The 19,536-nt window shown below is 60.4% G+C and carries 28 protein-coding genes and 1 other RNA gene; 28 read left to right on the forward strand and 1 reads right to left on the reverse strand.

Features of this window, described 5'->3' with window-relative positions; all coding sequences use genetic code 11:
* The first annotated feature begins 2 nt into the window (after positions 1-2).
* From OLX77_RS04430 to OLX77_RS04495, 14 genes are all read left to right on the forward strand, one after another.
* The gene (locus OLX77_RS04430; RefSeq protein ID WP_307632379.1) at positions 3-2,135 is read left to right on the forward strand and encodes a Mu transposase C-terminal domain-containing protein; all 2,133 of its coding nucleotides are present in this window, start codon (positions 3-5) and stop codon (positions 2,133-2,135) included.
* A gap of 59 nt (positions 2,136-2,194) precedes the next feature.
* Positions 2,195-2,929: an AAA family ATPase gene (locus OLX77_RS04435; RefSeq protein ID WP_307632380.1), complete on the forward strand. Its 735-nt coding sequence runs from the start codon at positions 2,195-2,197 to the stop codon at positions 2,927-2,929.
* A 3-nt stretch (positions 2,930-2,932) separates the two neighbouring features.
* Positions 2,933-3,496 (forward strand): hypothetical protein, encoded by a 564-nt coding sequence (locus OLX77_RS04440; RefSeq protein WP_307632381.1) that lies wholly within the window; start codon positions 2,933-2,935, stop codon positions 3,494-3,496.
* A 2-nt stretch (positions 3,497-3,498) separates the two neighbouring features.
* Entirely contained in the window at positions 3,499-3,954 is a 456-nt protein-coding gene (locus tag OLX77_RS04445) for a hypothetical protein (protein ID WP_307632382.1), read from the forward strand.
* On the forward strand, positions 3,929-4,717 hold the full coding sequence (locus OLX77_RS04450; RefSeq protein ID WP_307632383.1) for a DUF3164 family protein: 789 nt from the start codon (positions 3,929-3,931) through the stop codon (positions 4,715-4,717). Before OLX77_RS04445 ends, OLX77_RS04450 begins: the two co-directional genes overlap by 26 nt.
* A gap of 3 nt (positions 4,718-4,720) precedes the next feature.
* Positions 4,721-4,942, forward strand: coding sequence for a hypothetical protein (locus OLX77_RS04455; protein ID WP_307632384.1), 222 nt, complete (start codon positions 4,721-4,723; stop codon positions 4,940-4,942).
* 3 nt (positions 4,943-4,945) lie between these two features.
* On the forward strand, positions 4,946-5,206 hold the full coding sequence (locus OLX77_RS04460) for a hypothetical protein (RefSeq protein WP_307632385.1): 261 nt from the start codon (positions 4,946-4,948) through the stop codon (positions 5,204-5,206).
* A gap of 13 nt (positions 5,207-5,219) precedes the next feature.
* Positions 5,220-5,285: hammerhead ribozyme type II (locus OLX77_RS04465), an RNA gene on the forward strand.
* A 7-nt stretch (positions 5,286-5,292) separates the two neighbouring features.
* Positions 5,293-5,508: a hypothetical protein gene (locus tag OLX77_RS04470; RefSeq protein WP_307632386.1), complete on the forward strand. Its 216-nt coding sequence runs from the start codon at positions 5,293-5,295 to the stop codon at positions 5,506-5,508.
* A gap of 68 nt (positions 5,509-5,576) precedes the next feature.
* On the forward strand, positions 5,577-5,828 hold the full coding sequence (locus OLX77_RS04475) for a hypothetical protein (protein ID WP_307632387.1): 252 nt from the start codon (positions 5,577-5,579) through the stop codon (positions 5,826-5,828).
* Positions 5,819-6,316, forward strand: a complete 498-nt coding sequence (locus OLX77_RS04480; RefSeq protein ID WP_307632388.1) for an HI_1489 N-terminal domain-containing protein — start codon at positions 5,819-5,821, stop codon at positions 6,314-6,316. Before OLX77_RS04475 ends, OLX77_RS04480 begins: the two co-directional genes overlap by 10 nt.
* Positions 6,300-6,755, forward strand: a complete 456-nt coding sequence (locus OLX77_RS04485) for a regulatory protein GemA (protein WP_307632389.1) — start codon at positions 6,300-6,302, stop codon at positions 6,753-6,755. The genes OLX77_RS04480 and OLX77_RS04485 overlap by 17 nt, the downstream gene beginning before the upstream one ends.
* A 47-nt stretch (positions 6,756-6,802) precedes the next feature.
* Complete coding sequence (locus OLX77_RS04490) at positions 6,803-7,102, forward strand: Mor transcription activator family protein (protein ID WP_307632390.1); 300 nt, start codon at positions 6,803-6,805, stop codon at positions 7,100-7,102.
* A gap of 203 nt (positions 7,103-7,305) precedes the next feature.
* Positions 7,306-7,686: a hypothetical protein gene (locus OLX77_RS04495; protein ID WP_307632391.1), complete on the forward strand. Its 381-nt coding sequence runs from the start codon at positions 7,306-7,308 to the stop codon at positions 7,684-7,686.
* On the opposite strand, the gene OLX77_RS04500 is transcribed toward OLX77_RS04495, so the two are convergent.
* Positions 7,683-8,252 carry a YkgJ family cysteine cluster protein gene (locus tag OLX77_RS04500; protein WP_307632392.1) on the reverse strand — a complete coding sequence of 190 codons (570 nt, stop codon included), beginning with the start codon at positions 8,250-8,252 and terminating at the stop codon, positions 7,683-7,685. The two genes, OLX77_RS04495 and OLX77_RS04500, sit on opposite strands and share 4 nt — an antisense overlap.
* A gap of 258 nt (positions 8,253-8,510) precedes the next feature.
* Between OLX77_RS04500 and OLX77_RS04505 the strand changes: the two genes are divergently transcribed.
* The 14 genes from OLX77_RS04505 (at position 8,511) to OLX77_RS04570 (ending at position 19,535) form a co-directional block, all read left to right on the forward strand.
* Positions 8,511-8,897: a D-Ala-D-Ala carboxypeptidase family metallohydrolase gene (locus tag OLX77_RS04505; RefSeq protein WP_307632393.1), complete on the forward strand. Its 387-nt coding sequence runs from the start codon at positions 8,511-8,513 to the stop codon at positions 8,895-8,897.
* 9 nt (positions 8,898-8,906) lie between these two features.
* The gene (locus OLX77_RS04510; RefSeq protein ID WP_307632394.1) at positions 8,907-9,362 is read left to right on the forward strand and encodes a holin family protein; all 456 of its coding nucleotides are present in this window, start codon (positions 8,907-8,909) and stop codon (positions 9,360-9,362) included.
* Entirely contained in the window at positions 9,362-9,601 is a 240-nt protein-coding gene (locus OLX77_RS04515) for a TraR/DksA C4-type zinc finger protein (RefSeq protein ID WP_307632395.1), read from the forward strand. Before OLX77_RS04510 ends, OLX77_RS04515 begins: the two co-directional genes overlap by 1 nt.
* The gene (locus OLX77_RS04520) at positions 9,601-10,020 is read left to right on the forward strand and encodes a hypothetical protein (RefSeq protein WP_307632396.1); all 420 of its coding nucleotides are present in this window, start codon (positions 9,601-9,603) and stop codon (positions 10,018-10,020) included. The genes OLX77_RS04515 and OLX77_RS04520 overlap by 1 nt, the downstream gene beginning before the upstream one ends.
* A complete protein-coding gene (locus OLX77_RS04525; RefSeq protein WP_307632397.1) occupies positions 9,996-10,247 on the forward strand; it encodes a hypothetical protein in 252 nt (83 codons plus the stop codon). Before OLX77_RS04520 ends, OLX77_RS04525 begins: the two co-directional genes overlap by 25 nt.
* A 3-nt stretch (positions 10,248-10,250) precedes the next feature.
* A complete protein-coding gene (locus OLX77_RS04530) occupies positions 10,251-10,856 on the forward strand; it encodes a hypothetical protein (protein WP_307632398.1) in 606 nt (201 codons plus the stop codon).
* A gap of 2 nt (positions 10,857-10,858) precedes the next feature.
* Positions 10,859-12,391, forward strand: coding sequence for a hypothetical protein (locus OLX77_RS04535; RefSeq protein ID WP_307632399.1), 1,533 nt, complete (start codon positions 10,859-10,861; stop codon positions 12,389-12,391).
* Positions 12,391-13,977: a DUF935 domain-containing protein gene (locus tag OLX77_RS04540; protein ID WP_307632400.1), complete on the forward strand. Its 1,587-nt coding sequence runs from the start codon at positions 12,391-12,393 to the stop codon at positions 13,975-13,977. Before OLX77_RS04535 ends, OLX77_RS04540 begins: the two co-directional genes overlap by 1 nt.
* Positions 13,970-15,172, forward strand: coding sequence for a PBECR2 nuclease fold domain-containing protein (locus OLX77_RS04545; RefSeq protein WP_307632401.1), 1,203 nt, complete (start codon positions 13,970-13,972; stop codon positions 15,170-15,172). Before OLX77_RS04540 ends, OLX77_RS04545 begins: the two co-directional genes overlap by 8 nt.
* A 101-nt stretch (positions 15,173-15,273) precedes the next feature.
* Positions 15,274-15,810: a phage virion morphogenesis protein gene (locus OLX77_RS04550; protein WP_307632402.1), complete on the forward strand. Its 537-nt coding sequence runs from the start codon at positions 15,274-15,276 to the stop codon at positions 15,808-15,810.
* Between the two features lie 130 nt (positions 15,811-15,940).
* Positions 15,941-16,966, forward strand: a complete 1,026-nt coding sequence (locus tag OLX77_RS04555) for a phage protease (RefSeq protein ID WP_307632403.1) — start codon at positions 15,941-15,943, stop codon at positions 16,964-16,966.
* A 63-nt stretch (positions 16,967-17,029) separates the two neighbouring features.
* On the forward strand, positions 17,030-17,896 hold the full coding sequence (locus OLX77_RS04560) for a hypothetical protein (protein ID WP_307632404.1): 867 nt from the start codon (positions 17,030-17,032) through the stop codon (positions 17,894-17,896).
* A 208-nt stretch (positions 17,897-18,104) separates the two neighbouring features.
* Positions 18,105-19,028, forward strand: coding sequence for a Mu-like prophage major head subunit gpT family protein (locus OLX77_RS04565; protein ID WP_443098686.1), 924 nt, complete (start codon positions 18,105-18,107; stop codon positions 19,026-19,028).
* Between the two features lie 69 nt (positions 19,029-19,097).
* The gene (locus OLX77_RS04570) at positions 19,098-19,535 is read left to right on the forward strand and encodes an HI1506-related protein (RefSeq protein WP_307632406.1); all 438 of its coding nucleotides are present in this window, start codon (positions 19,098-19,100) and stop codon (positions 19,533-19,535) included.
* The last annotated feature ends 1 nt before the right edge of the window (position 19,536 follow it).

The raw sequence follows: 19,536 nt of genomic DNA on the forward strand, positions 1-19,536 counted from the left end.
CCATGAACGCATTGTATTCGGCAAAAGAATTGCTGGGCCTCGGCTTGTCCACGCTGCCCGGAACCGAGCGAAGCATTGCCCGCCGGGCCGAGCAGGAAAACTGGTCGTTTTCTTGGCAGACTGTCCAGGGCGGACCGCGCAAAATGTACCGGGCGCATATCCTACCGGATTATATACGCAAGGCCATCCTTGCCAGGGAAGAGATCGACGCCCTGGTGCCGGTATCTCCGCAGCCCCTCCCGCAAGACGAGGCGGTGAGCGAGAGCCAAACCCAAAAGGCCCTGCTCAAAGCCGACCTGCTCCGCCTCTACATGCAGGCCATGGCCATCGCCCCCTGGGGCAAAAAGGACCAGGCCCGCGCCGACTTCCTCGCCGCCTACAACTCCGGCATCGCCTACCCGCAGATCTTCGCCGCCCTGGGCGAGATCAACTGGAAAACCATCGAAGGCTGGAAGATCCGGATCAAGAAGAGCAACGGCAACACCTTCCAGCTCGCCGACCGTCGCGGCTCCTGCCGCAAAGGCAAAAGCGGCCTCAATGAGACGCAAACCGACATCCTGCTGCGCTGCGCCCTGCACCCCAACAAGCCCCGTATCGCCGAGGCCATCCGCATGGCGCACAGCATCATGCGGACCAAGGGGATCAGCAACGGCCACTCGGAGGCCACCTATCGCCGCTGGCTCCAGGACTGGACCGACCGCAACTATCATATCTGGGTGTTCAACCGCGAGGGCGCCAAGGCCTGGAATGACAAGTGCGCCTTCTACATCGAACGCGACTACAACCTGATCAACGTGGGCGACGTGGTGGTGGCCGACGGTCACACCCTGAACTTCGAGGTGATAAACCCCTGGACCGGAAAGCCGAAGCGCATGACGCTGATCTGCTTCCTGGACATGAAGTCCGGCATCGCCCTGGGCTGGGAGATCATGCCCACCGAGAACACTGCGGCGATCTCCAGCGCCCTGCGTCGGGCCATCCTGCGCCTGGGTAAAATTCCCCAGGTCGTCTATCTCGACAATGGTCGGGCCTTCAAGAGCCGGTTCTTCCAGGGCACGAATTTTGAGGAGGCCGGGTTTGCCGGGCTCTATGAGCGCCTCGACATCAAGACCATCTTTGCCTGGCCCTACCATGGCCAGAGCAAAACCGTGGAGCGCTTCTTCGGCTCCTTTGCCGAGCTGGAGCGCTGGTGCCCCACCTATACCGGCACCTCCATCGAGCACAAGCCGCCCCGCATGATGCGCGGCGAGCGGTTGCACCGCAAGCTGCATGAAAAAGCGACCGGCGGGCACGTCCTCACCATGGAGGAGGCGCACCGCGCCATCGCCGTCTGGTTCGATGCGCATGCCAACCGGCCGCAGCGTGGCCACCTGGACGGCCAAACGCCAATGGAATTGTTCCTGGAAGGCCGAGGCCCTGGGGTGGACAAGGCAGCGCTGGCCTACCTGATGATGAGCATTGAGATCAAGACCATCCATCGCAACGGCGTCACCTTCCAGGGCCAGAACTACTATGCCCCGGCGCTCTACGGTCGCCGCCATCCGGTAGTCATCCGTTATGACCTGCAAGACACCTCGACGATTTATGTCTTTGAGCAGGATGGCACCTACCTCTGCGAGGCAAACCCGGTAGAGAAAGTCCACCCGGCCGCCACCTGTCTTGGCACCGAAGAGGACAAGGCGAAACTCCTCCAGCACATTGAATTCAAAAAGGGCCAGGAAAAGGAAGCCTCGGCCACGGCCCGCGTCTTCTTGGAGCAGGAAGTCCTGCCCGAGCACCAGCGGCAAATGGCCACCATCGGTGTGCTGACAGACGATCGCGGGCAAGCCAAGCAGCTTCCCGCCCCGGTGATCCATCTTGATGCCGAGAAGCTGGCCCGCGAAGTGGCGGAGAATGCCCGCCTGCAGGGCGAGGCGGACGAAAGAGAGTTCCGGGAGACCTTGCTGGCCATGGATAACAGCGACCGCTTTGAGAAACTGCTGGAGCTGGAGGCGCAGGGAGTGGAGCTGGCGGAGGAGTGGCTGGGGTTCATGGCCTTCTTCCCGAAGACCGGCGACTACACGAACCACGAAGAATACTGGGAGTCGCGCCGGATGGCGTTCACTCTGATGTACCGGAACCAGGCTTCTAAATAAAAAAAGGCCGGTGTTCTAGCACCGGCCCGCACATCAACCCTCAACCCAATGGAGGTGGCATGAGTCAGAATATAAAATTCACCCCGACGTTTGTCCAGACAAAAAACGTGCGCGAGTTCGACACGTTGATGAAGGGACTGATGATCGGCAAAGGCGGATCAGGCGAAGGCGACGAGCGGCTTGCCTGCGTGTCCGGCCGGGCCGGGCGCGGCAAGACCCGCACCACCCAGACCTGGGCGGCAAGAAACGGCTGCGCTTACATCGAGACCGTGTCGGTGTGGAGCGAGCTGGATTTCTTGAAAAAGCTATGTCTGGAGTTGGGGGTACGGCAAATCAGCCATCGCCGGGGCCCATGCTTCGACGCCATTATCGACGTCATGTTGTCAAACCCCAACAGGCCGGTCTTTATCGACGAGATCGAGCGGTTCGGCCAGCGCTACCTGGAGATCATCCGTGATCTGGCCAAGATCACCGGCGGAATCATCGTGCTGATCGGAGAAGAGGAGCTGCCCCACCTGATGAAACAGAACCGCCGGGTCTGGTCCCGTACATACCGCGCCATGGAGTTTGAGCCGGTAAGCCCCTCGGATATCGTCACCTATGTTGCCCAGACCACCACCCTGCCCCTGGGGGCAAAGGCGACGGAGGTGATGCACAAGGCCTCCGGCGGGGATCTCCGGATCGTGCGGCGGGACACCATCAATCTGGTTCATGCCGTAAACAGCCTCAAGCGCACCGGAGAAGTGGACGCAGAGCTGGCCGGGATCGCCTGCAAGTGCGGGCTCAGGGGGTAGGTAATGGCCCACAAATCCTTTTCAAAGAGGGTGCTTGTTGCCGTAACCGATCGCGCCGCCTCAGCCCCGGAAGGTCAGGCCACGGTGAGCGATATATCCGACGCCATGATGATCCAGACCACGGCAGATCACAAACGCATGCTCAACACGCTGTCCGACCTGAAGAATGCAGGCCGGATCGTGCGGGTAAGCCAGGGGGTATACGCTCCGGCCAAGCGAGAGAGCCAGCCGGAGATCCGCGAGGTGATGTGGCGGGTACTCCGGATGCGCCGCCGGGTCACGGTGGACGATCTGGTGGAGATGGCCGGAGCAGGCGCGGAGTATGCCAGCGATTGGTTGCGCATGCTTGAAGTCCGGGCGGTGGTGCGGAAGATCAACCCTGGAGGCGGCAAGCCCTGCGTCTGGCAGATGATTAACGATACCGTGGAAATGCCGGTGGATACTGACAGCGCTGCCAAGCATCGGGCGTTGCGAATAAAGAAGAAACAACAGGCCCTGGCGGACCTTGCGGCAGCGCAGAAGCTGATCGGCAAGGCGCACCAGGCCATAACGGAGCTGGAGGATTGATTATGGGTAACACGGCAAAGGTTATCGGCATGGTGCCGGTTGATGAACGAGTCAAGGAAGTTGCCCACCGCATCCTTGACGATGTGGTCTCGGTGCAGACGGCCATCAGCGGCCAGGACTATGTGCCGGGGGTGGTCAGGTCGGGACTGAATGCGATCCAGGTACAGGCTAGATCGCTGCTTTCCGGGGGCAAGATCGCGCCCGTGCCGGATGGTCTGCTCAGTCAGGAGTATCGGCAGGACATGATGGAGCTGCTGGGTGGACTGCTCGACCTCTTGACCAGCAAAGTCACGGTTCTCCCGCTGCCGGGAGAGCTATCGGACGATGATCTCAGGACCATAGCCCTGGCGGCCAAGGCAGCGGTCGGCAGGATCACCAATTATCTGACCGTCAAGCAGGCGGAAAACCGGATGCAGCGGCGGGAGGGCGGCAATGGACTGGCTCAGCCTGCTGCGTAAAGCGGTAGAGGTCGAGGGCGGCCAGGCTGCGGTGGGCCGCAAAATAGACTACAGCGCGCCCACCATCAGTCAGGTGTTGGGCGGGACATACAACGGCAGCACCGATGCGATCCGCGACAAGGTGCTGGCAATCTACGGAGGAAGGACATTGGACACGAAACCTGTGCCGGAAGGCTATATGAAAAACGGGGTTGGCAATCTGGTCCCCATCGAGAGCATCAAAGAGATCGATCTGGTCCGCGACCGGTTTGTCCGGGACGTGGTGGCCAAGGCCGAAAAAGTGAGCGAGATGCTCACCGAATTCAAGCAGCTCGTGGCTGGCGATATCCAGGCATTCCTGGAGCTTTCCGCAGAGAAATACAAGGCTGATATGGGCGGATCCAGGGGCAACGTGAGTCTGACTAGCTTCGACGGCAAGTACAAGGTGCTGCGGGCCGTGGCCGACCGGCTGGAGTTTGACGAACGGCTGCAAGCGGCCAAGAGCCTGATCGATGAGTGCTTGCGGGAGTGGACCAAGGACAGCGGCAGCGAGATCCGGGCCTTGATCGATCAGGCCTTCCAGGTTGATAAAAAAGGCAAGATCAACGCCAAGCGCATTATCAGCCTGCGCCAGCTCAAGATCGAGCACCCTACCTGGCTGCGGGCCATGGAGGCCATCGGCGACGCCCTAACCGTGACCGGCTCCCGCGACTACTACCGGGTGTATGAGCGGGACGAGCGAGGGGAGTATCAACAGATCCCGCTTGATTTTTCGGGGGTGTGAGCCATGGAAAGCCCGAACTGTGGTGTTGGCTCGGATAGGTCAGCAAAGATAGCGGTCGCGCTGTGCGTACTCCTGCTCGCCGCTGCCATGTTTTTGTCCTTCCGCAACCAGAGGCTTTTTGATGATATCGCCAGACTTCAGCGGGAAAATCTTGATCGGGCTGGGGTTGTCGGCTGGGTGCGGATGGACCCGGAAACTAAACAGCTTTGTTTTGTGAGGAGATGAGAGATGAAAAAGAGACCAGACAAAGTTGTCATCACCATCACGGCAGAAGGAATAAGCACTGTTGTTTTTGCGGGCGACCAGGAGCTGTCGAATCGTTCGGAAATCATGGAGAGTGCTGGCTGTGCGAAAGCAACAAAGAAAGGAGACATCTTTGACGACCTCGAAGAAGAGTTCCTCGATCTGGCTGGCGAGATTGATGACTTGAATTTTGGCCCGTTCGGGGTGGCCGGAGCCCTTTACACCATAAGAGAAGAGGCTGGATAGATATCTTTCAGTCATGCGAAACCGGGCTTCGGCCCGGTCATCCAGGCGTGGCTGCCTGGGTCTGATGATGCAGCCAAAGGATAAAAATGAGCGCGGAACCCCTGGAACAGGAAGAAGAACAAAGCCCCACCCGGCATAAGCCGGTGATGGTCAAGCTGCGCCCTGGAAGCGGAGGGGTAAGGCTTGTTGGTTGCCCGGCCTGGCCGACAACCGGCACCTATGCCGGGGCCAGCCTGGAGTGGTGCCGGAGGAATCAAGGCAAGATGACGGCCTGCGGAAAGTGCAAGTGGAAAACAGCGTGAATAACTGCCGTGGCTGCTGGTGCGATTGGTGCCCCGTAAAAATACAACTGGAGTGTGAGGAGCAACGAATGACCCCCATCGAAAGGATCGAACATATCAGGCAATGCTTACGGCGGATGAACCCGGTGCTGGGTTCCGAGCTGGCCGGAGCCGCTGCCATAGAAAAGGAATTGCAGGGCCTGGAGCTGATTTTTACCCGGCTGCGCGTGATGGTTGAGGCGTTGTCGCCTAAAGACCCGCAGCGCTGCCCTGCCTGCCCCTATCCCGCATCCCTGGAGGCAATGACCCGTGATGCCCTCAACGGTGCCCCATGCGGTTGATCTGCCCAGGCTGCGGCCTCACCGCTTCGGTGGAGGCGTGGCTCAATGATGCCGAGGCCCGCGAGCTGTTGCTTGTCGTGGTCCGGTTGCCTCATCCACTGCCTGAAGCCTGCCTGCCGTACCTGGGGCTGTTCCGGCCGGAGAGCAAGGCCCTGGCCTGGAAGAAAGCGGGACGGATCGTGGCCGAGCTGGCGAAGCTCGCTGGTTCCGGCCATGTCCAGGTGCAGGGCAAGCCTTCCCGATCATGCCCGCCCAGGATCTGGGCCGAGGCCATGGGGCAGATGCTTGATCGCCGGGACCGGATCACCAGGCCCATGCCGAACCACAACTACCTGCGCCAGGTGGCCTGGCAACTTGCCGACGAGGCGGACGCCAAGGGCGAGAAGCAGCGCAACGAACATGAAAAGACAGGGGCTCTGCCCAGAGAACGCATTGTCAGCACAAGTCCGCTGGCCAAACTGATGGGGTTTGATGATGAACAGAGCTGATCTTGCCAAGATCCACATCGCCAAGAAAGAGTTGGGCATCACCGACGAGGCCTACCGGGATATGCTGCACCTGCATTTCCAGGTGGACAGCGCCAAGGATCTCAAGCCCCAGCAGGTGGTGGTGCTGCTCAATAAGTTCCGGGCCAAAGGGTGGAGGCCAAAGAAAAGCACGGCTGTAAAGCATGGCCGCTCTGGCCATATCCGCAAGAACGATAACTTTATCGAGATCAAGCCGGGGCCGAATGCCAAGCAGCAGCGCTACATCCTGGCCCTGTGGAATTCCCTGGGCTATGACGTTGCCAGGCTGCATGCCCGCTGTAAAAAGCAGTTTAACGTGGAGCGGTTCGAATGGCTGGAAGATGACCACGATCTGTTCGTCCTGGTCACGGATCTGCGTCAGCGGTGCATGAATGTCGGCATCGATCCGGAGCCGAATTGACAATGAGCAAGGCTGCCTGTGATACCATCGGATTGCCGGATGATGCCATGCCCTCTATCGAGGAGCTGCCGGGCGATCTGCGTTTGATAGCCGAGGTGATCGGCGTTAGGCCAACCATGCAACTGGCCCAGGTGTTCGGCGGCACCCCGCTGTACATCGTCAAAATCGATGGCTTTGCTCGTCGGCTGCGTGATAAGGCTTTTCGTGAGGAGTTCGACCAGAGAACGGGACGAGGAGAAACCGCCACAGCCGTGGTGCGGGATATCGCCAGGAGCCGTGGTCTGTGTGAGCGCCAGCTCTGGAATATCGTAAACGCCCAGGACGAGCGGCAAATGAGGATGTGGTGATGAGGAAGGCGATTCAGACCGATCTGGGCTGTGAGATCCAATGTTCCCGTTGCAAGGAGTATTGGCCAGCCAGTATAGATTTCTTCTACAGGAGAGGAGATGGCTGGCACTCTTACTGTAAAGCGTGTTATTCGGAAAGATTAAAGGAGCTGCGCAATGGCGCGGCCAGAAAACATACGAGAAGAAATGATAAGGGAGGCGCTATGCGGCAAGCTCTTTTGGTATTATTGGTTTGCTTGTGCCTGCCGTCGGCGGCGGATGCCCAGCGGTTACATAAGGAGAAGTGGTACCAGGAGCAATGGTGCTCCGAGCATGGCGGACAGGCCGAGGTGGTTCTCTCGGACAGCACACGCGCCGATTGCATCACGGCCACCCATGCCGTCGAGCACGACTTCGGGCCGAAATGGGCAGAGGCAATCGGCCAAGCCCTCTATTACTCGTTACAAACCGGCAAACGGGCCGGGATTGTGCTTATACTGGAAGACCAGCGAGATCGCGTGTACTGGCTGCGGCTGAATAGTACGATCCAGCACTTCAAGCTGCCGATCGACACTTGGGCGATCGGCGCTGGTGCGGTCAATTAAGAGGGAAAAAAATCCCGGATGTCTCGCGGTAGGCGGCTTCCATTAAAGATTTTCCAGAACATAGTAGCCATGTGAGCAAAGATAGGGTCGCCGTAACCCCTTCCTGCGTGACCGTAAAGAACATTCGCCTTGTCTTCTGGTGAACACATCCCTGGATTGGCTGCGGCGTGAAATGTCCGGCAGTTAAGGGGCCGCACCTCATAAATTTTGCAGTAATCATCACCGCTCAGAAAAGGGCATGGGCTTCTATGGGAAGATGTCTGTTTTTCGCCATAGTCCATACGAATCTTACAAGAGAAAGCTATGTACTCAGCCTCTGCGAGCGTCAAGCTGACATCTATTTTGCAACATGCCGCGCAACCAGGCTTGCACACAGCGAATTTATCGATGTAATCCCGCTTGTAACGGTCGATGAAGTCATAGACCTTTTTGATATGGTAAAAAACAGGTTCGTGTGATCGTTGTATTTCCTCGGTCAAGAATTGATAGTTTTTAAGAAAATATTGGGGGATGGGCTCTAGGGCCTCCCGCAGTTCCTCAAATTTCTGCTTTTCCTCTTCGTTCATCTCCCCTCCTTCCACTGAACTCCATTCACTGCAACGCTTCAGCTAACCTTCCCCTCTGCAACCTAGTAATTCTATCACCACAAGAAGCGCTTTTCCATCTTCTTTCTCCCGAAGCCACCGGGCTGGACACGTCCGGTCCGGTGGCTGTTTCCACGGAGGCAGCATGAAGAAAAATTTAATGGCCACCATGACCAGGGCGCAGCGTCTCCGTTATCTGGAGAACCTGCTTCAGCTTTGGCGCTGGCGGAGGGAAAACGCATGAGTCCCATGGCTACCAAGCATTTTTCAATCAATGAACTGAAGTGCAAATGCGGCTGCGATCGCATGGAAATCCCGCCAGCCTTCCTCGACAAGCTGGAGGATCTGCGGGTCGCCCTTGACAGGCCCATGATCATCACCTCCGGCTACCGCTGCCCCAAACACAACGCGGAAGTCTCCGAGACCGGCGATGTCGGGCCGCACACCGTGGGCGCAGTAGATATAGCCATCTCCGGAGCGGACGCCCACAAGCTCCTGCAGCTGGCCTTCATGATCGGCTTTACCGGGGTCGGCATCAAACAGAAGGGGCCGTTCGCAGCCAGGTTCATTCACCTGGACGATATGCCGCCCACCACCCATCCGCGCCCTCGGGTGTGGACCTACTAGGAGGCACCCATGGGACTTGACTTAACCGGGCTCGGCTCGGTAGCCGACCTGGCCAAAGGCTTGGTCAACAGATTCTTCCCGCCCGCCATGAGCGACACGGAGAAGGCCGCCGCCCAGATCCAGATCGAACAAATGCTGGAGCAACGGGAGACCGCCCTGATCGATCTGCAGCGGTCGGTGATCACCGCCGAGATGGCCCAGGGCGACAACTACACCAAGCGGGCGCGGCCGACCATCGTCTATTTCGGTCTGGGCGCCATCGGCCTGGTCCATGTCCTGCTGCCTGTTCTCGCTTGGCTGGTCCTGACCCTCATGGGCAAGCCAATTGTCTTGCCCACGATCGCACTGCCGGAGCAGTTCTGGCTCACCTGGGGCGGGGTCTGTTCCATCTGGATGATCGGTAGGAGCGCGGAGAAACGCGGCCAGAGCGGCAAGATGTTGAGCCTGATTACAGGGTCGAAATAATGCAGCATCACGAACCCAGAGACGAGGGCGAAGTGGCCGCGGATTACCAGGCCAAACTCAATGAGGCTGGCCTGGCCGATCACCGGGCAAAAATGAGCCGGCAGCTCGCGACTCCGTCTTTGGAGATCTGCGAGGACTGCGAAGAGAAAATCCCGGCGGAACGCCGCAAGAAACAACCGGGCTGCCCCCGCTGCGTGGCGTGTCAGTCACTCCATGAACGCCTGAGAGGGGGGATGTGATGTTTGAAGGCCTGTCCTTGGCAACGATTATGCCCATTGTCACCATGCTGGGCCTGCCTGGGCTGGTGCTGATCTTCTGGTATGTGGATCAGCGCCGCCTGGACCAGGAACAAAAGAACCACCAGGCATCCCTGGCTGCGTCGGAGGCCCGGCACCTGGCCGAGATCGCGGAAATCAAGGCGCTGTTCACCCAGGCAAGAACTGACTCGGACAAACGGTTTGAGGCGGTGGTGCGGATGTACGAGGACAACAGCCTCCTGGTCAAAGGGTATGAGCGGCTGGCTGGTGATCTGGCCAACATCATCCACCTGAACACCCAGATGCAGACCAGGCTGGCGGAGAAGATCGATAACAACATGAACTGCCCGATTGTGCGGGATGGAGGGTTTGGAAAATGGGCCTTGACAGCGAACGGCTGAAACACCGGGGCAGACTGGCTGAAAAAGAGGCGGACGCCAGGCGGCTTGATATGAGCATCCAGGGCGACATCGCCGCCATCCGGGATCTCCTGGACCCGTTTGCGCCGATCGAGGATCTGCGGGCCGAGGTTGCCGCCTCCCAGGCCGTGGAGCTGGCAGGCAAGCATGCCGAGTATTGCGGCGTTCTTGCCGAGATCAAGGCTATCAAGAAGGCCCTGGGGATCTGATCCATGGCCGAGTACTCCTGGGAGATCCGCGAGCAGGCGGAAGAACTCTACATCATCGACGGCCTCACCTATGAGGCCGTGGCCGATGTCACCGGCGTGTCGCTCTCCCAGCTCAAGCGCTGGGGCGGAGAAGACACCTGGGTGGATCGTCGCAAGGAGTACCGCCAGGCCCAGACCTCGATTCGCCGGGGAGTAACACTGGCCAAGGCCAAGGCAGTTGATGCCCTGCTCACCACCATGGACCCGCAAACGGCGTATGCCTTCGCCTCCCTGGTCAGTTCCGGCAAGATCATCGAACAGGAAGCGCGGGAGAGTCAAACCAGGGCCGTGTCTGAACCGGCCACCGGCAGCATCGAGCGGCCGATCAAGACCGCTGTGGATGCTGTGACTGCTCTGCAAGAGGCGGTGGAGAAGAAGATCAATGCCATGCTCACCCAGCCGGGCGGGGTATCGCTCGCCGGGATCAAGGAGATCCGTCAGTCTTTGGAGATGGTCGAGGACATGACCGCCAAGTACAAACCGAGCACCGAAGAAACCGGCAAACCTGGCGGCCTTTCCGATGAAGCGGCCGAGGCTATCCGTCGGCAGATCCTGGGGTTGAGCAAGTAGCGATGACCGAAGATACCTTTGTCAAAGAAGACCGCTCGAAACGCACGCCCATGGCGTTGCTGCCCTACCAGCAGCGCTGGCTGGAGGACGATGCGGACGTCAAGGTCATCGAAAAGTCGCGGCGTATCGGTTTGTCCTGGGCGGAGGCGGCGGACGATGCCCTGCTGGCCGCAAGCCAGAGCGGCATGGATGTTTGGTACATCGGCTACAACAAGGACATGGCCCAGGAGTTCATCGAGGACTGCGGCGACTGGCTCAAGCATTACAACAAGGCCGCCTCCGAGGTTGAGGAGTTTGTTTTCGATGACGAGGACAAGGACATCCTGGCCTTCCGGATCCGCTGCGCCTCCGGCCATAAGATCGTGGCCCTGTCGAGCAGGCCCTCCAACCTGCGCGGTAAGCAGGGCAAGGTGGTCATCGACGAAGCTGCCTTCCACGACAACCTGGGCGAGCTGATCAAGGCGGCCATGGCGCTGCTCATGTGGGGCGGAAAGGTGGTGATCATCTCCACCCACGACGGCGACAGCAATGCTTTCAACGAAGTGATCCAGGAGGTGCGGGCCGGAAAGAAACCGTACAGCCTGCACCGGGTAACCCTGGATGATGCCCTGGCTGAAGGGCTGTACGAGCGAATCTGCCTGCGGCTCGGCAAGGAGTGGACCCCGGAGAGAGAGGATATCTGGCGCAAGCTGATTGTCGCCCAGTACGGAGACGGCGCGGATGAAGAGCTTTTCTGTATCCCCAGCGCCGGTGGCGGCACCTATCTGACCAGGGCGGTTATCGAGCGCTGCATGCGGGCCGATATCCCGATTCTGCGCTGGGCTTGCAATAATGAGTTTGCCATCCTGCCGGATCACATCCGCCAGGCAGAGGCCCGCGACTGGTGCAAAGAGCAGCTGGAACCGTTGCTGGCCGAACTTGACCCGAAACGCGCCCATTACTTCGGCGAGGACTTTGCCCGCTCCGGCGACCTGACAGTCATCGCGCCGCTGGCAGAGAAACAGAATCTCACCTACCGCACCCCCTTCATGGTGGAGCTGGGAAACGTGCCCTTCACGGAGCAGGAACTGATTCTGTACTACATCGTGGACCGGCTGCCGCGCTTCACCCATGGCAACCTGGACTCGCGGGGTAACGGTCAGTACCTCGGCGAGCGGGCCATGCAGAAGTACGGCCCAGAACGCATCGGCCAGATCATGCTTTCCGAGGCCTGGTACCGGGAGGAGATGCCCAGGTTCAAGTCGTTCTTTGACGACGGCACCATCGAGGTGCCGCAACATGCCGACCACATGGACGATTACCGGGCGGTCAAGATGATCAAGGGCGTGGCCAAGCTGCCGGAGACCAAGACCAAGGGAAAGGACGGACGGCAGCGCCACGGTGACGCCGCCATTGCCGTGGCCATGGCCGTGGCCGCCACCAGGTTTGAGGGCGGCGAATACGCCTACCACCAGATAACCGCCAAGGATATGCGCGACATGGGGCATCAGATCAATACCACTAACGGCTTCGGCCGCCTGCAGGGGGCCATGTAATGTCACTCCTCGATGCCTATGGCCGCCCCATCAAGAGCCAGGATCTTACCCGCGAGCACGCCGCGCCATCGCTCACCGGAGTGCGGACCATCTGGGACGATACCGTTGCCTCCGGACTCACCCCGATGCGGTTGGCTGGCCTGCTCCGTGGCGCTGTCCTGGGCGAGACCTATGAGTACCTGACCCTGGCCGAGGAGATGGAGGAGCGCGATCTCCATTACGCCTGCGAACTCGGCAAGCGCAAGCTCGCCGTCAGCCGGTTGCCGGTCACGGTCGAGGCCTACAGCGACGACGCCAAGGACCAGAAGCTCGCCGACAGTATCCGGTCGCTGGTGCGGAAGCCCGGCTTTCGTGGGCTGCTCAAGGATCTGCTCGACTCTTTGGGTAAAGGCTATTCGGCCAGCGAGATCATCTGGCAACGGGGTGCGCAATGGCTGCCGGTACGCTACGAGCACCGCGACCCGCGCTTCTTCCAATTCGACCAGGTCAGCCGCCGTGAGCTGAGGCTGCGCGACGAAGCGGATCTCATGAATGGCCTGCCGCTGGCCCCCTACAAGTTCATCGTTCACGTCCCGCACCTGAAATCAGGGCTGCCCATCCGAGGCGGCCTGGCCAGGCTCGCGGCCTGGGCCTGGATGTGCAAGAACTACACGGTCAAGGACTGGATGGCTTTTGCCGAGGTCTTCGGTATGCCCCTGCGCGTCGGCAAGTACCGGCCTGGGGCCAACAGCGACGACATCTCCATCCTCAAGATGGCGGTGGCCAACCTGGGCAGCGATGCGGCGGCGGTAATTCCGGAGTCGATGCTGATCGATCTGGTGGAGCGCAAGGGCGGCGCTGGCGGAGAGACTGTTTTTCAGGTGCTCGCCGACTGGTTCGACTCCCAGGTCAGCCGTGGCATCCTCGGCCAGACCGCGTCCAGCTCGGGCACCCCCGGCAGGCTCGGTGACGACAAGCTCCAGTCCGAGGTCCGAGACGATATCCGCGACGATGATGCCGAGCAGCTCGCCGAGACCATCAACCGTGATCTGGTGCGGGCGTATATCGATCTGAATTTCGGGCCGCAGGAGAACTATCCCCAGGTCATCCTCCGCGACGTGAGCCAGGAAGATGTGGCGGCAATCTCCGACTCCCTGGCCAAGCTGGTGCCGCTTGGTCTCAAGGTCGAGCAGAGCGTGGTTCGAGACCGCCTGGGCTGGCCGGACCCTGCTCCCAATGCCAAGCCGGAAGATCTGCTGGGCAGCCAACCAGCTGCGCTCCCGCCAAGCATCCCTGCCAAGGCCGAGAACCGGCAGCGGACTTGTCCTGGTTGCGGCTCGGCCAGGAACAGCCAGGGCGCCGCCAGTCAGGACACCGTGGATCTGCTCGCCGAGCAGGCCCTGGCCGACGCGGACGGCACCGACATGGTGGCCGAAGTGTACCGCCTGCTGGCCGAGTGCGGCAGCCTGGAAGAGGCCCATGAGAAGCTGCTCGATATCTACGATCGCATTCCGCTGGCCGCTACCGGCGAGGCCCTGGGTAACAGATTGTTCCAGGCGGAGCTGACCGGCCGGGCCGAGATCCTCGACGAGGCTGGCAATGGTTGAATACGGAAGCCTGCCCTTTGAGGAGGCGGAGACGTTCTTCCGCAATAAGGTCCGCATTCCCACGCGGCAATGGGATGACCTGAAAAAAGGCCAGCATGCCAGGGGCTTCATGATCGCCGGGGCGCAACGCGACGACATGCTCTGCGACTTTCAGACCGCGCTGCGCAAAGGCATCGAGCAGGGCACCACCCTGGAGGCGTTCCGCCAGGATTTCGACCAGATAGTGGGCCGCTACGGCTGGAGCTACAACGGTGGCCGGGGCTGGCGCACCAGGGTGATCTACGACACCAACCTGCGCACCTCGTACATGGCCGGGCGTTACAAGCAGATGACCGATCCAGACGTGCTCGCCTACCGGCCCTTTTGGCGATACCGCCACGGCGACAGCCAACGGCCACGGCCCCAACATCTTGCTTGGCACGGGTTGGTCCTGGCCCATGACGATGGCTTTTGGTCCAGCCACTACCCGCCCAACGGCTGGGGCTGCAAGTGCTCGGTGGAGGCGCTCTCCGGCCGCGATGTGGAACGGTTGGGCAAGAGCGGGCCGGACAAGGCCCCGCCCATTGTCATCGATCCGAAGACCGGTGCGCCGGTTGGTATCGACAAGGGCTGGGACTACAACGTGGGCGAAGCGGCCTGGGGCAAGAAGCTCTCGGAAACAAGCATGAACGAATATCGGGCGCAGGGCGCGAAGGCCTGGGAGAGATTGACCCCTGGGGATTGGCAGAGTCATGGCCGCAAGGAGCGCATCCCAGCCGACACCCCACGGGCAGCCCTCGGCCCCAAGCTCACCACGACCCAGGCTGCAGCCAAGGCCTTGACCGGGATCATGGGCGCAGAGGAGCGAATCTACACGCTGCCTTCAGGAGGCAAGATGCTGGTGAACGCCGAGAGCCTGGCCGCCCATGTCGATCTGGACCGCACCCCGTACCTGCCGCTGCTCCCGGAGGTGCTGGAAGATCCCTACGAAACGTGGCTCTCCTTCGAGCAGCACAAGGGAACCGGCAAGGTGGTGCTGCGGCAGCGGCTGATCAAGCTGGTGCAACTGGATAAGAAACGCGGCCTGCTGGTGACGGCTCAGGCGAAGAACGGAATGCTGGAAGCGTGGACGATGGTGCCGACAACGAAGCTCGACTACATCAACAAGCAGCGGAACGGGAAGTTGTTGTGGGGAAGAGAAGAGGTGGGGCCGTGAGGCTTCCGCAGCAGCCTTGGCGCTAGGTTCCGGTTTTCGGGACTGCGGCCCAACCGGAACCATCGTTCACATAAAGTAGCTCAATCGACGGAGATTGTCAAATGGCCGGAGCCTTCACCCTCATAAGCAAGATCGACGACAGCCAGATCGTCAGGGCTCTTGATCGCCGGCACGCCAAAGCTGGCAGGCTTGCTCCGGCCTTTAAAAACATCGGCGAGGTGGTGTTGCGATCCACCCAGGATCGATTCGGCAGCCAGACAGATCCGGACGGGCGGCCCTGGCAGAAACTCAAGGCTTCTACCATTGCCAGCAAGTCCCTGCGCGGTCACAGCGGCAAGATCTTAATCGGCCGCCGCTATCTCGTGGACTCGATCCGGTACCAGGCGAGCGATGCCGGAGTGCGAATCGGCACCAACCGGATCTACGGCGCGATCCACCAGTTCGGCGGCAAGACGAAGCCGCATGTGATCAAGCCGAAAAACAAGAAGGCTCTTGCCTGGCCAGGGGGGAGACACCCGGCCAGAGCGGTTAATCACCCTGGGTCCGATATCCCGGCGCGGCCATTCCTGGGGCTCTCGCGGCAGGACCGTGACCGGGTACTGGAGGTGGTCTCTGACCATCTCGGGATGAAAACGTAAATAAGGGCCCGTAGCGGCGTTTTAAGAAACAAAACGCCCGGACGCACGGGCAAGGATGCTCGCGCCCCGCACAAGAGAATCTAAAGATGTTTTAAACGCGGTTGGTGTTCAACGGACATAGGAGAAAAGGATGCGCAAGAAATGTACGGGCATTGCCATGAACAGCCAGGCCGATCGCGGCGCCTGTGCGGCCTTGAATTTCGAGTTTCATCCGGGAGCGGTCGTACCGGACTGGATCATGCTGCTCCCGGCCGGACCGGAGATCAAGGGCAGGGACGGCAGAAGCTGGCTTATGGCCGATGCCGATGCACGGACGATCATCGATACCTTTGTCGCCGACAAACAGGATCTGCCGGTGGACATCGAGCACGCCACCGAGCTGAAGGCGCCAAAGGGTGATAGTGCCCCGGCGGTTGGCTGGATCAAGGAGCTTGAACTGCGTGACGACGGCAGCATCTGGGGCCGGGTGGAATGGAACAACGACGGCGGCTTCACGGTGAGCAACCGCCAGTACCGCTATATCTCTCCGGTTTTTCGCTATCACAAACTGACCAAGCAGATCCTGCGGCTGACCTCAGCCGCTTTGACCAACCAGCCGAATCTGGCACTACAGGCCCTCAACACCGAGGGACAACTCGAACACGAGGAGGAACCAGCAATGAAGAAGATCTATGCGGCCCTCGGCCTGGCCGATACAGCCACCGAGACAGAGGCGTTGAACGCCATCACCAAACTGCAGGGCGATCTGGCCACTGCCGCCAATCGGGCAGAGACCCCCAGCCTGGCCAGCTTCGTACCCAGGGCAGATTACGACACGGCCCTGAACCGGGCAGCCAAGGCGGAGCAGACCATCGCCGACCTGAAAAAGGCGGATATGGAAACCGCCATCAACACCGAGATCTCCGCTGCGCTGGCCGCTGGCAAGATCACCCCGGCCACGGTCGATTATCACAAGGCAAGCTGTCGGCAGGAAGGCGGGCTCGATCGCTTCAAGGACTTCGTCAAGGCAGCGCCGACGGTCGCCGATGACTCCGGCCTGGACGGCAAGGATCCGGATAAGGACAAGGGGCTGGCCCTGAACGCCGACCAGACCAAGATCGCCGAGATGTTCGGAAACTCGGCCGAGGATCTCAAGAAGTACGGCGCACAAGCGTAAGGCCGGACGATTTCCGAGAAACGAAACTGGATCCCATCCCACAACCTAGAGAGGTAACGCATCATGGGAGCACTTGCAGAAGACAAACAAGCACACCGCAAGGACGGCGTCGAGCTGCCCTTCAAGGTGAAGACCGCGACAACCATCTTCGGCGGCAGTAACGCCTGCATCGGGGCCGACGGCTATGCCGTACCCGGTGCCGACACCGCCGGTCTGATCTTTCAGGGCGTGGCCACAAGTCAGGTGGTGAACGCCGGAGCCAGCGGCGCCAAAACCGTGGTTCTCCGCCGCCGTGGCGTGTTCCTGATGGAGCTGGCCACCCCGATCACCATCGCCAATGTCGGCGACAATGTATTCCTGGCCGACGATCAGCTGGTGGATCTTACCGCCAATGTCATCAATAACATCTACTGCGGCATCATCGCCGAGTACGTGGACACCACCCATGCCTGGATCGACATTGATCCCGCCATTCAGCATGCTGCCGTTGCCACCCATATCGCCGATGCCGCCGGAGCCCATGCGGCCAGCGCTATCAGCCTAGCCGATGCCGGGCAACTCACGGCGTCAGCTACGGTCGAAGCGGTGGTCGCCGAGATACTGGTCAAGTGCCCGGTCACCATTGCCGACCCCGGCAACGCAGGCGCCATCCCGGTCACCCGCTCCGGCAACTGCGCCATCACCAGCGCTGGAGCCGAGACCCGCACCCTGGCCATCCCCGGCGTTGCCGGCATCGAGCTGGCCCTGAGCATGGATGTGGACGGCGGAGACGCCGTAGTCACTGTGGCCAGCGCCATCAACCAGGCGGGCAACAACACCATCACCCTCAATGATGCCGGTGATACGGTGGTCCTCAAGGCAGTGAAAAAGGCCGGGGCTCTGATCTGGCGGGTAGTAGTCAACGACGGCGCGACCCTCTCGACCGTATAAGGCGGGGTCGGCTGAGTAATAAATTGTAACGATTCATTTTCTTAACCAAATGGAGGATTTCACAATGTTCAAAGGTCTCTGCAGTTTACTTCTGTGCCTGGCAGGCTTTGTCGGCCTGGCCATCCTGGTCTCTCCGGAGGCGGCCACGGCTGCCGCTATGCCGGGCCTGCCCGACTTCGGCGCGTTCGGCGTGGCGGGGATGGCAGGCCTGATCGTCAACAAGGCTAATCTGGAAGCGGTATTTATCAACATCAAAACCACCTTCAACCGGGCATTCGATGCCGCCCCATCCGACTGGGAAAAGACCACGATGAAGATCCCGAGCGGGTCGAGCCAGAACAACTACAACTGGCTGTCCCGTTTCCCCAAGATGCGGGAGTGGATCGGCGACAAGGTGATCAAAGCCCTGGCCGCTTTCAAGTACATCGTGATCAACAAGGACTGGGAAGCCACCATCGCTGTCGACCGTAACGACATCGAGGATGACACTCTGGGCATCTATGCCATCCAGGCGCAGGAGGCAGGGTTTTCCGCCAAGCAGCTTCCGGGCGAGATCGACACCGATCTGAAGAACGGCGCCTTCGCCAACACCTGTTATGACGGCCAGTTTTTCTACGATACCGACCATCCGGTGGGCAACGGCGCTGAGGTGCCGGTGGCTTCCGTCAGCAATAAGTTCGCCGCCGTACTCTCCGCCGCCAACCTGGCTGCGGTCGAGGCGAGCTATGGTGCGCTGCGGCACGCGATCATGAACTTCACCGATGACGAGGGCAGAAAGCTCGGGTTGGTTCCGGATCTTCTGGAAGGGCCGCCTGCGCTTGAAGCAGTGATGAACATCATCGCCACGGCAGACAAGCTCCAGGACAACAACCCCAATCCCTACAAGGGCACCTGCACCGTGAAGGTCAACGCCGGGCTTACCAGCGCTACCGGCTACATGCTGCACGTCACCAGTCGGCCGATCAAGCCCTTCATCTATCAGGAACGGAAGGCCCCGGTCTTTGTCCAGGCAACCGACCCGAGTTCCGACGCTGTCTTCATGCGCAAGGAATTCAAATACGGCGCCGAGGCTCGGGCCGTCGGAGCGTATGGCCTCTGGCAGCTCTCAGCCGCCTCCACCGGCCAGGGTTGATCGGTTCGGAAGTAAATAACATCGAGCGCCGGGCGGGGAGACCTGCCCGGCTTTAAGAAGGAGAAAATCATGGCGCTACGTATCACTGCCCAAAACGACGGCTTCCGGCGTTGCGGAATTCCGCACCCCGCCCAGCCAACCGACCACCCGGCCGGACGCTTTACCGAGGAACAAATTGCGATCCTCAAGGCTGACCCCATGCTGACCGTGGTCGAGATCGAGGATGCACCCGATCCCGAAGCTGAGAAGAAAGCCCAGGCCGAGAAGGAAGCTGCGGAGAAGAAGGTTGCTGCTGACAAGGAGGCCGCTGAGAAAGACGCCGCCGACAAGAAGGCTGCTGCCGACAAAGAGGCCACTGAGAAAGACGCCGCCGACAAGAAGGCTGCTGCCGACAAAGAGGCCGCTGAGAAAGACGCCGCCGACAAGAAAGCTGCTACCGACAAAGAGGCTTCGGAGAAAAAGGCTGTCGCTGGCAAGAAGACTCCCGCTTCCGGGCAGAAAAAATAAG

It is taken from the genome of Thiovibrio frasassiensis (assembly GCF_029607905.1).
GTDB classification, from domain to species: domain Bacteria; phylum Desulfobacterota; class Desulfobulbia; order Desulfobulbales; family Desulfurivibrionaceae; genus Thiovibrio; species Thiovibrio frasassiensis.